Here is a 12,336-nt window from a genome sequence, read left to right on the forward strand (position 1 = left end):
GTTGTACGGTGACCACCCTTTCGGATTCCTTCGCCGCCACCCGCGAGCGCAGCGACGACCTGGCCGCCGAGGTGGCCGCCCAGCCCGGCCGCTTCCGCGTCCTCACCGGTGAACGGCCCACGGGCAGACTGCATCTGGGCCACTACTTCGGCACCATCCGGGAACGGGTGCGCTTGCAGGGACTGGGCGTGGACCTGTGGGTGATCCTGGCCGACTACCAGGTCATCACCGACCGCGACACCCTCGGCCAGGTCCGCGACAACGTGGTGAACGCGGTGCTGGACTACGCGGCCGCCGGGATCGACACCAGCCGGGCCACGGTGTTCACCCATTCCGCGGTGCCCGCTCTCAACCAGCTGATGCTGCCGTTCCTGAGTCTGGTCACCGAGGCCGAGCTGCACCGCAATCCGACGGTGAAGACCGAACTCGCCGCGTCGGGACGGGCGCTGGGCGGGCTGATGCTCACCTACCCGGTGCATCAGGCCGCCGACATCCTGTTCTGCAAGGGCACTCTGGTACCGGTCGGCAAGGATCAGCTGCCGCACCTGGAGCTGACCCGGGTCATCGCGCGGCGCTTCAACGAACGCTTCGGGCAGGTGTTCCCGGAACCGCAGGCGCTGCTCACCGCCACCCCGGAGATCCCTGGCCTGGACGGGCGCAAGATGAGCAAGAGCTACGGCAACGCCATCTCGCTGTCCATGACCGCCGACGAGACCGCGGCTCTCATCCGCCGCACCCCCACCGACGCCGACCGGCGCATCACCTTCGATCCCGACGCCCGCCCCGGCGTGTCCGCGCTGCTCACCACCGCGGCCTTGTGCCTGGGCAGCGACGAGGTGACCCTGGCCGACAAGCTCGGCGACGGCGGCGGCGCGGCGCTCAAGAAGCTGGCCACCGACGCGGTCAACGACTTCTTCGCCGCCCACCGCGCCCGCCGCGCGGAACTGGCCGCCGACCCGGACTTCGCGATCGGCCTTGTCCGCGAAGGCAATCGGCGTGCGAACGAGATCGCCGAACGCACCCTCGACGAGGTGCGCGCGGCGATGGGGACGGTGTACTAGGAGCCGATGTACGCGGCCAGGTGCTCGCCGGTCAGGGTGGACCGCGCGGCCACCAGGTCCGCGGGCGTGCCCTCGAAGACGATCCGGCCACCGTCGTGGCCCGCGCCCGGGCCCAGGTCGATGATCCAGTCCGCGTGCGCCATGACGGCCTGGTGATGCTCGATCACGATGACCGTCTTACCGGAATCGACCAAGCGGTCCAGCAATCCGAGCAGGTTCTCCACATCGGCCAGGTGCAGACCGGTGGTCGGCTCGTCCAGGACGTAGACGCCGCCCTTCTCGCCCATGTGGGTGGCCAGCTTCAGACGCTGCCGCTCGCCGCCGGAGAGCGTGGTCAGCGGCTGGCCCAGGCTCACATAGCCCAGCCCGACCTCGTTGAGGTGTTCCAGGATCTTGTGGGCGGCAGGGATTTTCGCCTCCCCCTCGGCGAAGAAGCCCAGGGCTTCGGCGACCGGCATGGCCAGCACCTCGCTGATGTCGCGCCCGCCCAGCTTGTATTCGAGCACCGCGGCCTGGAAGCGCTTGCCTTCGCATTCCTCGCACACGGTGGCGACCCCGGCCATGATGGCCAGGTCGCTGTAGATCACGCCCGCGCCGTTGCAGGTCGGGCACGCGCCCTCCGAATTCGCGCTGAACAGTGCGGGTTTCACGCCATTGGCCTTGGCGAAGGCCTTGCGGATCGGCTCGAGCAGGCCGGTGTAGGTGGCCGGGTTGCTGCGCCGCGATCCCTTGATCGCGCCCTGATCGACCGACACCACGCCCTCACCGGCGGGAATCGAGCCGTGCACCAGCGAGCTCTTGCCCGAGCCCGCGACACCGGTGATGACCACCAGCACGCCCAGCGGAATGTCGACGTCGACCTGCTGCAGGTTGTTGGCGGTCGCGCCGCGAATCGGCAGCGCCCCCTTCGACTCACGCACCGCGTCCTTGAGCGCGGCCCGGTCGTCGAAGTGGCGGCCGGTGATGGTGCCGCTGGCGCGCAGTCCGTCGACGGTGCCCTCGAAGCAGACGGTGCCGCCGCCGGAACCCGCGGCCGGGCCGATGTCGACGATGTGGTCGGCGATGGCGATGGTCTCCGGCTTGTGCTCGACCACCAGCACGGTATTGCCCTTGTCGCGCAGGCGCAGCAGCAGATCGTTCATGCGCTGGATGTCGTGCGGGTGCAGGCCCACGGTCGGCTCGTCGAACACGTAGGTGACGTCGGTGAGCGCGGACCCGAGATGGCGGATCATCTTGACGCGCTGGGCCTCTCCGCCCGACAGCGTGCCCGAGGCGCGGTCCAGGCTCAGGTAGCCCAGCCCGATCTCCACCAGCGAGTCCAGCACCTGCCGCAACGCCTCGAGCAGCGGCGCGACGCCCGGATCGCGCAGCCCGCGCACCCAGTCGGCCAGATCGCTGACCTGCATGGCGCACGCGTCGGCGATGCTGATCTCGTCGATCTTCGAGGAGCGGGCCAGCTCGCTGAGCCGGGTGCCGTGGCAGTCGGGGCAGATCTGGAAGGTGACCGCGCGCTCGACGAAGGCGCGGATGTGCGGTTGCAGCGAGTCGATGTCCTTGGACAGCATCGACTTCCGGATCTTGGGGATCAGACCCTCGTAGGTCAGGTTGATGCCCTCGACCTTGATCTTGGTCGGTTCCTTGTACAACAGATCGGCGATCTCACGCTTGTTGTACTTCTCGAGCGCCTTGTCCGGATCGAAGAACCCGCTGCCCATGAAGATGCGCCCGAACCAGCCGTCCATGCTGTAGCCCGGAATCGTGAACGGCCCCTCCCGCAACGACTTCGAGTCGTCGTAGAGCTGGGTCAGGTCGATGTCGTTGACCGAACCACGGCCCTCACAGCGCGGGCACATACCGCCGGTCACCGAGAAGGTGCGCCGCTCCTTGACCTGCTTGCCGCCCTTCTCCACGGTCACCGCGCCCGCGCCGCTGATCGAGGCCACATTGAACGAGAACGCCTGCGGCGAACCGATATGCGGCTGCCCCAGGCGGCTGAACAGGATGCGCAGCATGGCCATGGCGTCGGTGGTGGTCCCCACGGTGGAGCGCGGATCGCCGCCCATGCGTTGCTGGTCCACGCTGATCGCGGTGGTCAGGCCCTCCAGCACGTCCACGTCCGGGCGGGCCAGGCTCGGCATGAAGCCCTGCACGAACGCGCTGTAGGTCTCGTTGATCAGCCGCTGCGACTCCGCGGCGATGGTGTCGAAGACCAGCGAGCTCTTGCCCGAACCGGACACGCCCGTGAACACGGTGAGCCGCCGCTTGGGCAGGTCGACGGAGACGTCCTTGAGGTTGTTCACCCGGGCGCCGACCACCCGGATCAGATCGTGGGCGTCGGCGGCGGGCAGGGCGTTCTTCGTGGACTTGCTCGAGGCCATGCGTGTCTCCATCTGCGGGGCGGGACCGGTCGGGCGGAAAAGCGGTTAGGGCACCTGCTGGATACGGACCATATTGCCCGCGGGGTCGCGCACCGCGAAGTCGCGCACGCCGTAGGGCTGGTCGGTCGGCTCCTGGACGATCTCGACCGCGTCGTTCGCCTGCAACGCCTCGAAGGCCGCGTCGACGTCCTTGGATGCCAGCAGGACGCTGCCGTAGGTGCCCTTGGCCATCATCTCGACGATGAGCTTGCGCTCGTCCTCGGTGATGCCCGGATCGACGGCGGGCGGGTGCAGCACGATGGAGGTTCCGGGCTGATCGGGCGGGCCCACGGTGAGCCAGCGCAGGCCGTTGTAGCCGACATCCTTGCGCAGCTCGAAGCCGAGCGCGTCGCGGTAGAACGCGAGCGCCGCGTCCGCGTCATTGTGCGGGAGGAAGCTCGAGAGAATGGTGATGTCCATGTCGATCAGGCTAGTTGCGAGCCGCTTGCCTGGGCTTCTCGATTCCTGATCGGTCGAGTCACCTGTTTCTCCACGCACGACGGCATGCCTTCGGGCGCGTCGGCCATCTGCTGCTTGTACACACTCGGCGGCACACCGACCAGTTCGGTGAATCGGGTGCTGAACGTGCCCAGCGACGAACAACCCACCGCGAAACAGATTTCGGTGACACTCAGATCCCCGCGCCGCAGCAGCGCCATGGCCCGCTCGATGCGCCGCGTCATCAGATACGCGTACACCGACTCGCCGTAGGCGGCCCGGAACTGCCGGCTCAGGTGCCCGGCCGAGATGTGCGCGTCGCGCGCGAGCGCCTCCACGTCCAACGGCTGCGCGTACTCGCGATCGATCCGGTCCCGCACCCGCCGCAGGCGCGCCAGGTCCCGTAGGCGCTGGTCCTCGTCGGGTTTGCTCGTCACCCCTCGATGGTCGCACGCTGGGCCGACAGCCCCGTGACGACGTGCCCGGCGGATTGGGGACTACCGCCCGGACGATTTGTCAGGTAACAGTTTTGCCTTGACACAAGACATAGCGTGCGGGGAAACCGGGACATCCGGGACCCGGCACCGATCTACATGCGGCCGAGCACGGCCCGAGAACTGGGATCAGCTCTTCGATGAAGCTCTCTGCACTACGTAACCGGACCGCCCTGCGCACCGCCGCGGTCGCCCTCTCCGCCATCCTGTCCGTGGGCCTCGCCGCCGGCACCGGATCGGCCGACCAGGACAAGGCCTCCTCGGTCTCCTCGGTGACCAAGGAGGGCCGCACCTGGCATCTGAAGGTCTACTCGGCGGCCATGGGCAGGGACATCACCGTCGACGTGCAGCGTCCGGTCGACGAATCGCAGCCCGCCCCCAACCTGTACCTGCTCAACGGCCTCGACGCCGGCGAGGGCACCGCCAGCTGGTCCGCGCAGACCAACGCGCTGGGCTTCCTGTCCGACAAGCAGGTCAATGTCATCCAGCCGATCGGCGGCCGCGGCAGCTACTACGCCGACTGGATCCAGACCGACCCGCAGCTCGGCGTCAACAAGTGGACGACGTTCTTCACCCAGGAACTGCCGCCGCTGCTGGACGCCACCCTCGGCTCCACCGGCCTGAACTCGCTGGCGGGCCTGTCCACCTCCGGCACCTCGGTGCTGCAGCTGGCCGAGGCCAAGCCGGGCCTGTTCAAGTCCGTGGCCGCCTACAGCGGATGCGCGCAGATCGCCGACCCGATGGGCCGCCAGTTCGTGAAGCTGGCCGTCGAGACCTGGGCGGGCGGCAACACCGCCAACATGTACGGCCCGGCCGACAGCCCGCTGTGGGCCGCCAACGACCCGGTCATCAATGCCGAGAAGCTGCGCGGCACCCAGCTCTACGTCTCCAGCGGCAGCGGCATCCCGCTCATGCGCGACGTCGAGTTCTACACCAAGTCCGCCCCCGGCGTGCAGGGTGACGTGAACCTGGCGCTGGGCATGATCATCGAGGGCGCGGTCAACGCCTGCACCCACAACCTGCAGAGCAAGCTCGACTCGCTGCAGATCCCGGGCACCTTCCGCTACGACCCGGTGGGCACCCACTACTGGCCGTACTGGGAAGAGGCCCTGCACGACTCGTGGCCGATGCTGGCCTCGGGCATGGGCATCTGACCCAGGCTTCCACGCGGAACGCCGCATACCGACGATCGGTATGCGGCGTTCGGCGTTTCGGGGCGGCTACATGGCCGCGGCGCCCGGAACGCTCATGGGCGTGCGGACGATGCGGCCGCCCAGCCGCTCGTTGACCGAGAACCCTTGGTGGCGGCACCATTTCGCCAGCACCGGCACGGCGGAGTCGTCGTCGCGGAAGGTCGGGACCAGCTGGCCGACGATGCACAGGTGATGGGCGTCCGCGGCGCGGCACAGGTGCTGCAGGATCGCGGTGCCCAGACCGGTGCCGCGCAGCTCCGGATTCACGGTGATGTTGTCGAGCTTGATGGTGTCGGCGTAGATGTCGAAGACCACCTCGGCGAGCTTGTCGTCGCGGCGCAGCGACTCGATGTCGGACGGCACCGGCCGCAGGACGCCGGGCAGATGATCGGAAAGCCGTTGCCGCGCGGCCTCATCGGGGGCGGAGCGGGTAATGGCGAGCAGCTCCTCGGTGAGGTCGGCGACCACGGCCCGATCCCCCACCGCGGCCATCGGGCGAGCCTCCCCGGTCGCGCGCGCCAGCTCCTCCAAGCGGCGCGTCCAGTGCGGGTGCTCGGCGCTGTGGCGCTCGGTCAGCTCGGCGAGGGTGTCCTCCAGGCACAGCGGCGCGCCGAGACTGCGCACGAATCCGCCCGACAGCACACCCCAGCGATGATCGTCCGCGCCGACACCGTGCACGGCCAGATCCCGCATCAGAGCGTCGCGGCGGGCCGTGGCACGAGCGGTCGGCGAGCCGGGCAGCTTGGCCAGCCACTTGTGCCACCCGTTCAGGTTCGCGCGGATCCGGGTGCCGGCGATGTCGGCGCTCGCGTCGAGGTAGTTGCACAGCGCTTGCTGACGACGCTCCAGCAACGCGTCCACCGGCCGACGCGCGGGGTCGGCGGGCGGCGTCTGACCCTCACTCATACTGACCCACGCTAGCGTCCAGTTATCTCGACGCAGGTAACCGGCACGCGTTAAATCACCTACCAGTGGTAACGGACCACCCGCCCCTGCGGGATCCCGCCCGATCCGGGACCGACATCACCCGTCAACCCCGGTTGCCCGGAGATATCCAGATCGGTGATGCGATCCACCAGATCACGTTCGTAGGCGAGGGCCTGCTTGCGCGTCCAGCCCGTCGAATGCCGCAGCGCCGCACGGGCTTCGCGGCGGCGGCGGTAGGTGAGCAGCGGGGCCAGCGCCGCCTCCGACCCGATGGCGCGCGCGGCCGGGCGGGCGATGAGCCCGCGGAACCAGCGCCGCTCGCTCGCCAGCACCCAGGCGTACGCCAGGGCGAAGATGACCAGGTCGATGAGGATCGGCAGGTAGGTCGAGACCAAGGGCGGACCCGGCGGGCGCGGGGCGTCGAAGAGCACGTGCATGGTGAACGCCAGTCCGTAGAACAGGGCGAACATCCCGAACCGCCACAGCCACGACCGGTCCGTACGGACCAGCGCCACCACGATCCCGACCCCCGCCAGCGCCGACATGGCCCAGTGCGAGGTGAGCGCGGTGACCAGCCGCAGCACCGCCACCAGCAGCACGTCCGCCACCGGCGTCTGCGGCGACGACAACGCGGTCTGCGTGCTGTAGAGGCAGTCCTCCGCGATCTGCGCGCCCAGCCCGACCGCCGCGCCCAGCAGCAGCCCGTGCATGGGCCGGGTCAGCCGCGACCGGAACAGCACTGCCACCACCGCGATACCGATCGCCTTGATGTACTCCTCGTCGATCGGCGCGGTGATCGCAGCACTCCAGCTGATCGCGAACCGGTCCCCGAACAGATTCGTGACCGCCCGGCTCAGATGATCGTTGGCCCACATGGCCAGCCCGGTCCACACCGTCGCACCCCAGATCGCGCCCATCACCAGCGGAGCCATCAGGTGCCGCCGCGCCCGGAAAGGGTCCAGCGCGAACAGGATCCGCCCGATGACCAGCAGGGTGAGCGCCGTGATCGGCAGCGCCGCCAGCGCCGCCGCACCCGCGAACCACACCTGCCCCGCCGCCTGCGTCAGGAACAGCAACGGCCCCATCACCACCGCCACGCAGTAGACCCAGAACAATGCCGAACGCGGCTGGAACCAGCTCATGCCTCCACCGCCTTGCCGGAGCTCAGCACCTCGGTGATCAGCTGCAGGCCCGCCTCGCGGGTGGGTCCGGTGGCCAGCAGGGTGACGCCCACGTCGCCGCTCGCGACCACCGCGCACACGCCGCCCGGCTTATCGGGCAATTCGCAGGTGAGACCGTGGAATTCGCCTTCGTCGACGACTCCTCCGTCAAAGCGCGCAGCGACCCCCGCCGCGCGCAGGGGTAGAAGCATGCGGGGTGCGGCCGTGGGGAAATCGGTGATGCCGTCGGTCACCGACACCGACAGCCGCCGCTCGCCGTCCACGGATTTCAGGATCACCACCGATTCGTCACCGGTGGCCTGCCGCCGCATCGGCTCGGGCACCCGGAAGAAGACGGCATTGGCGGGATCCTCGCCGCCGTGCACCGCGCCGATACCGGACGCGGTCAGCGTGATGCCGGTCCCCTCGTCCAGGTCGGTCACCCGGGTCGGCACCGCGTCCGACAACAGGGGCGGCACCACCAGCGCCACCGCGAGCGCCCCCACCGCCGCCACCGCGGGACCTACCGAATGCACAAGGCGCGCCATGTCTTCCACCCTCTCGGCTCCCTGAGGCAACGTCCGGGGACGGTGGATGCGTTCCGGACGCCCGGCTCGAGGCCCGGGTAGTCGCCGCCCGGGCGCTTGCCGCGAGTTAACCACATCGGGCGGCCGAAGCGTGTCCGCAGCGCCGGAGGGATATCGCGGCCGGATACGGAACGAGGATGCCGCCCGCGGCTTCGGCCCGCGTGCGGCATCCTCGATGGCTCATCCGGCGAAATCCGCTGTCCCCCTACAGCGAATCCGCGCGCTCACAGCAGGTCGGCGAGACCCTTCAGCGGTCCGGGCAAGCCCGCCGCGTGCTTCTTGAGGCCCGCGACCACCGGGTTCGGGGTCTCGGCGCGCAGCCGGTCCAGCTCGGTCTGCATGGTCGAGACCGTGCGGGTGTAGTAGTCGTCAACCAGGGCGGAGTCGTCCGGGTCGCCGGGCTCGGTGGACCAGTCCAGGGCGGGCAGGAAGCTCACCGTCACCGAGGCCGGCAGCGGCAGCTGCGGCAGGATCGGGGCGATGCCGAAGGGCAGGCCCAGGGTGTACGGAAACACCTTGGCGCGCACCAGCTTGTCGAGCTGCAGCAGCTTGGCGGTGCGCTCGCCGCGGCTGAGCACGAAGATCGAGTCGTGACCGCCGTTGGCGACCGCGGGAATCACCGGAACCCCCAATTCCAGTGCGAGCCGGATGAAGCCCTTGCGATCGGCGAAGTCGATCTTGCCGCGATCGGTCCACGGGCGGCACGCCTCCCAGTCGCCGCCGGGGTAGACCATGACCGCGCCGCCGTCCTTGAGCCCCTTGGCTGCGGATTCCTTCGAGGCCGCGATGACGCCGAACTGGCGCAGGCTGTCACCGAGAACCGGTGCGCGCAGCAGGATGTCGTGAGCGACGCCGTAGCTGGGCTCGTCGGGGCGGTGCTCCAGCATGGCCATGAAGGTGATCCACACCTCCGGGGCCCAGTAGATGGACGAGTGATTGCCGATCACCAGCGCCGGCCCGGAAGTCGGCAGATTCTCCACGCCGACGACCGTGGGGGTGAAGTAGTCGGTGTAGGCCCGCGCGAGCGGCAGCAGCGGGTGGTTCGGGTCGGGGATTACCTTGTTCTCGGTCATCAGCCATTCCTGTCGATTGCTTTGCCGGGGACGGGCAGCACGCAACGACATCGCGCGACGCTTTCGAAACAACGTCGAGCCGAATTGAATTGCCCCCGGGTCAGATCCCCATTGATTAGCTCCGACGGCCGCGCATGCGCGGTCCGGTTCAGCGTACGGACGTCGCTGCGTTGCGACAGATGCCCGTCACCGTCCTCCTGCACCATCGACGTTATCAACCCAAGCGTTTGCTTGTTAGGAAGTGTGCGAAACCCAACATTCATCTCACTGCCCCGGTTCCGCACACCGCATTCGTCTTAAGATGGCTCACCCGAGATGCCATGCGTAGATGCGCATATCGGCGTAGACATATCTCAGGAGGCCGTCCGGCGACGGGACAGCGCGCCCGCCGCGAGGTACCCGGCCAGAGCCAGACCCGCGCACCACGCCAGCGCGGTCGGCGCGGAATCCCCCACCGGCGTACCCATCAGCAAACCGCGCACGGTTTCGGTGACGGAGGTGACCGGTTGGTGCGCCGCGAAACCGCGCAGCCAGCTCGGCAGGGTCTGGGTCGGCACGAACGCGCTGCTCACGTACGGCAGGAACATGAAGAAGAACATGAAACCGTTGGCCGCCTCGGGATTCGAGGCCAGCAGCCCGAGCGCGGCCGCGATCCAGGACAGCGCCACCACGAAGCAGGCCAGCACCCCCGCCACCGCCAGCCAGCGCAGCGGGTCCGCGGTGGGCCGGAAGCCGAGCGCCACGGCCACCAGCACCACCAGCGAACTGGTGAGCAGATTGCGCAGCACACTCTCCAGCACGTGCCCGGTCAGCACCGAGTTGCGGGACACCGCCATCGCGCGGAACCGGTCCACGATGCCGCTGTGGGTATCGGTGGCCACCGCCACCGCGGTCGCGCCCGAGCCGAATCCCGCGCACAGCAGAATGATTCCGGGTACGACGTAGTCGATATAGGAGCCGCCGACATTCATCGCGCCGCCGAATACGTACACGAACATCAGCAGAATGCTGACCGGCACGGCGATGGTCATGATCATGGTGTCCGGACTGCGCAGGGTGTGGCGCAGATTGCGGCCGACCATGGTGGCGGAGTCCTGGGCGGAGTGCACGAGAGTACGCATTACGCAGCACCTTTCACGGTATTGCCGGTGAGGGCGAAGAAGACGTCGTCGAGATCGGGTGTGTGAATGGACAAGTGGTCGATGGCCACGGCGTGATCGTCGAAATGGCCGAGCAGCTTGCGGATATCGCCGACACTGCCGTTCGAGGGCACCCGCAAGGCCAGCTCCTCGCCGTCGATCTCGGCCACCGGCAGCGCTCGCGCGGCCGCCGCCAGCCCGTGCTCGTCGGCGAAGCCCAACCGCAGGTGCCCGCCGGGCACCAGGCGCTTCAGCTCCTCGGCGCGTCCCTCGGCCACGATGCGGCCGCCGTCGAGCACCGCGATGCGGTCGGCCAACTGGTCGGCCTCCTCCAGGTACTGGGTGGTGAGGAAGATGGTGACGCCGTCGGCCACCAGGCCTCGGATCACCCGCCACAGTTCGCGGCGGCTGCGCGGGTCCAGTCCGGTGGTGGGCTCGTCGAGGAAGACGATGCGGGGCTGCCCCATCAGGCTCATAGCGATGTCGAGGCGTCGCCGCATGCCGCCGGAATAGGAGCCCGCGCGCTTGCCGGCGGCCTCGCCGAGCTCGAACTGCTCCAGCAATCGCGCTGTGCGCCGGGCGGTCTCGCGTGATCCGAGGTGCAGCAGCCGTCCCATGAGCCGCAGGTTCTCCGAGCCGGTGAGGATCTCGTCGACCGCCGCGAACTGCCCGGTGACGCCGATGGCCGCGCGCACGGTGTCGGCCGCGCGCACGGGGTCGTGGCCGCCGACCCGCAGCACTCCCCCATCGGCGCGTTCGAGGGTGGTGAGGATGCGGACCATGGTGGTCTTGCCCGCGCCGTTGGGACCGAGTAGGGAGAACACCGTCCCGGCGGGCACGGTGACGTCGATGCCCCGCAGCACGGGCTGGTCGCCGAAGGCTTTGACGAGGCCGCTCACCTCGATGGCGGGCCCCGATCCGGATGTGGTCATGGAGAGCTCCGTTCAGAAACTGTGTATGCCATATACTCTGTTTATAGGCTACACAGTTTCTTCGATGGCGCAAGATGGAAACCGAACCCACGACAGGAGGTCCGATGACGCCCGAGCCGCAAGCCCTGCCCAAGTCGGTGAAACTGCTCTGGGATCTGGACGAGGCGGGCAGCCGCGGCCCCCGGCGCGGCATGAGCCTCGAGCAGATCCTCGACACGGCCATGACCATCGCCGACACCGAGGGCTACGCGGCGCTCTCCATGGCACGGGTCGCCAAGGAGCTCGGCTTCACCACCATGTCGCTGTACCGCTACGTCGACAGCAAGGACACCCTCGTGGTGCTGCTGCACGACCGCATCTTCGACCACACCCCGGAACTGCCCGCGGGCTGGCGCGCCGGACTGGAAGCCTGGGCCTGGGCCGAGTTCCACGCCATCCGCGCCCACGACTGGTGGCTCGACATCCCGATGACCACTCCCCCGCTCGGCCCGAACAATATGGCCTGGCTGGAGACCGGCATGAACGCTCTCGCCGAGGTCGACATCCCCGAGGCGCTCAAACTCCAACTGCTGGTGAATCTCTCGATCTACGTGATCGGCCGCACCCGGTTCCTGCGCGACGCCATCCGCCAGAGCGAGGACCAGGACTACACCGGCATCCTCATCTCCGTCCTCGACCCGCAGCGCTTCCCCGCCGTCACCAGCGCGCTCACCAATCGCGCCTTCGAGAGCGACGACATGCACTGGGAGGAAGCCGATTTCGGGTTCGCGCTGGACCGGCTGCTGGACGGCTACCAGGTCTTCATCGACGCGAACACCGGCGCACGGTAGGCCACCGGTTCGTGCCGGCGCGCTAGCAGATTCCAGCTATATCAGCTCGAGAGCCTGAACGAAAAGATCTCTTGTCGCTACAGTC

12 protein-coding genes are annotated in these 12,336 nt (G+C 68.6%); 3 read left to right on the top strand and 9 right to left on the bottom strand.

What is annotated here, in order from left to right:
* Window positions 1-8 precede the first annotated feature (8 nt).
* Entirely contained in the window at window positions 9-1,061 is a 1,053-nt protein-coding gene (trpS, locus tag ABZ382_RS29760) for a tryptophan--tRNA ligase (protein WP_357095668.1), read from the top strand.
* Here trpS and ABZ382_RS29765 read toward each other — a convergent pair.
* The 3 genes from ABZ382_RS29765 to ABZ382_RS29775 are packed head-to-tail and all read right to left on the bottom strand — an operon-like array spanning window position 1,058 to window position 4,353.
* Window positions 1,058-3,439 carry an excinuclease ABC subunit UvrA gene (locus tag ABZ382_RS29765; protein WP_357095671.1) on the bottom strand — a complete coding sequence of 794 codons (2,382 nt, stop codon included), beginning with the start codon at window positions 3,437-3,439 and terminating at the stop codon, window positions 1,058-1,060. The two genes, trpS and ABZ382_RS29765, sit on opposite strands and share 4 nt — an antisense overlap.
* Before the next feature lie 45 nt (window positions 3,440-3,484).
* On the bottom strand, window positions 3,485-3,898 hold the full coding sequence (locus ABZ382_RS29770; protein ID WP_357095674.1) for a VOC family protein: 414 nt from the start codon (window positions 3,896-3,898) through the stop codon (window positions 3,485-3,487).
* A 5-nt stretch (window positions 3,899-3,903) separates the two neighbouring features.
* Window positions 3,904-4,353 (bottom strand): helix-turn-helix transcriptional regulator, encoded by a 450-nt coding sequence (locus tag ABZ382_RS29775; RefSeq protein ID WP_357095677.1) that lies wholly within the window; start codon window positions 4,351-4,353, stop codon window positions 3,904-3,906.
* A 197-nt stretch (window positions 4,354-4,550) separates the two neighbouring features.
* Between ABZ382_RS29775 and ABZ382_RS29780 the strand changes: the two genes are divergently transcribed.
* The gene (locus tag ABZ382_RS29780) at window positions 4,551-5,564 is read left to right on the top strand and encodes an alpha/beta hydrolase family protein (RefSeq protein ID WP_357095680.1); all 1,014 of its coding nucleotides are present in this window, start codon (window positions 4,551-4,553) and stop codon (window positions 5,562-5,564) included.
* Window positions 5,565-5,630: 66 nt separating this feature from the next.
* Here ABZ382_RS29780 and ABZ382_RS29785 read toward each other — a convergent pair whose 3' ends face one another.
* The 6 genes from ABZ382_RS29785 to ABZ382_RS29810 form a co-directional block, all read right to left on the bottom strand.
* Window positions 5,631-6,509: a GNAT family N-acetyltransferase gene (locus ABZ382_RS29785; RefSeq protein ID WP_357095683.1), complete on the bottom strand. Its 879-nt coding sequence runs from the start codon at window positions 6,507-6,509 to the stop codon at window positions 5,631-5,633.
* 59 nt (window positions 6,510-6,568) lie between these two features.
* Window positions 6,569-7,672: a PrsW family glutamic-type intramembrane protease gene (locus ABZ382_RS29790; protein WP_357095686.1), complete on the bottom strand. Its 1,104-nt coding sequence runs from the start codon at window positions 7,670-7,672 to the stop codon at window positions 6,569-6,571.
* On the bottom strand, window positions 7,669-8,238 hold the full coding sequence (locus ABZ382_RS29795) for a hypothetical protein (protein ID WP_357095689.1): 570 nt from the start codon (window positions 8,236-8,238) through the stop codon (window positions 7,669-7,671). Before ABZ382_RS29795 ends, ABZ382_RS29790 begins: the two co-directional genes overlap by 4 nt.
* Before the next feature lie 263 nt (window positions 8,239-8,501).
* Complete coding sequence (locus ABZ382_RS29800; RefSeq protein ID WP_357095692.1) at window positions 8,502-9,350, bottom strand: lysophospholipid acyltransferase family protein; 849 nt, start codon at window positions 9,348-9,350, stop codon at window positions 8,502-8,504.
* A gap of 353 nt (window positions 9,351-9,703) precedes the next feature.
* On the bottom strand, window positions 9,704-10,471 hold the full coding sequence (locus ABZ382_RS29805) for an ABC transporter permease (protein ID WP_357095695.1): 768 nt from the start codon (window positions 10,469-10,471) through the stop codon (window positions 9,704-9,706).
* Window positions 10,471-11,421 (bottom strand): ATP-binding cassette domain-containing protein, encoded by a 951-nt coding sequence (locus ABZ382_RS29810; protein ID WP_357095698.1) that lies wholly within the window; start codon window positions 11,419-11,421, stop codon window positions 10,471-10,473. Before ABZ382_RS29810 ends, ABZ382_RS29805 begins: the two co-directional genes overlap by 1 nt.
* Window positions 11,422-11,525: 104 nt before the next feature.
* On the opposite strand from ABZ382_RS29810, the gene ABZ382_RS29815 reads away from it, so the two are divergent.
* Window positions 11,526-12,251, top strand: coding sequence for a TetR/AcrR family transcriptional regulator (locus ABZ382_RS29815; protein ID WP_357095701.1), 726 nt, complete (start codon window positions 11,526-11,528; stop codon window positions 12,249-12,251).
* The last annotated feature ends 85 nt before the right edge of the window (window positions 12,252-12,336 follow it).

This window comes from Nocardia sp. NPDC005825 (assembly GCF_040630175.1).
Taxonomy (GTDB): domain Bacteria; phylum Actinomycetota; class Actinomycetes; order Mycobacteriales; family Mycobacteriaceae; genus Nocardia.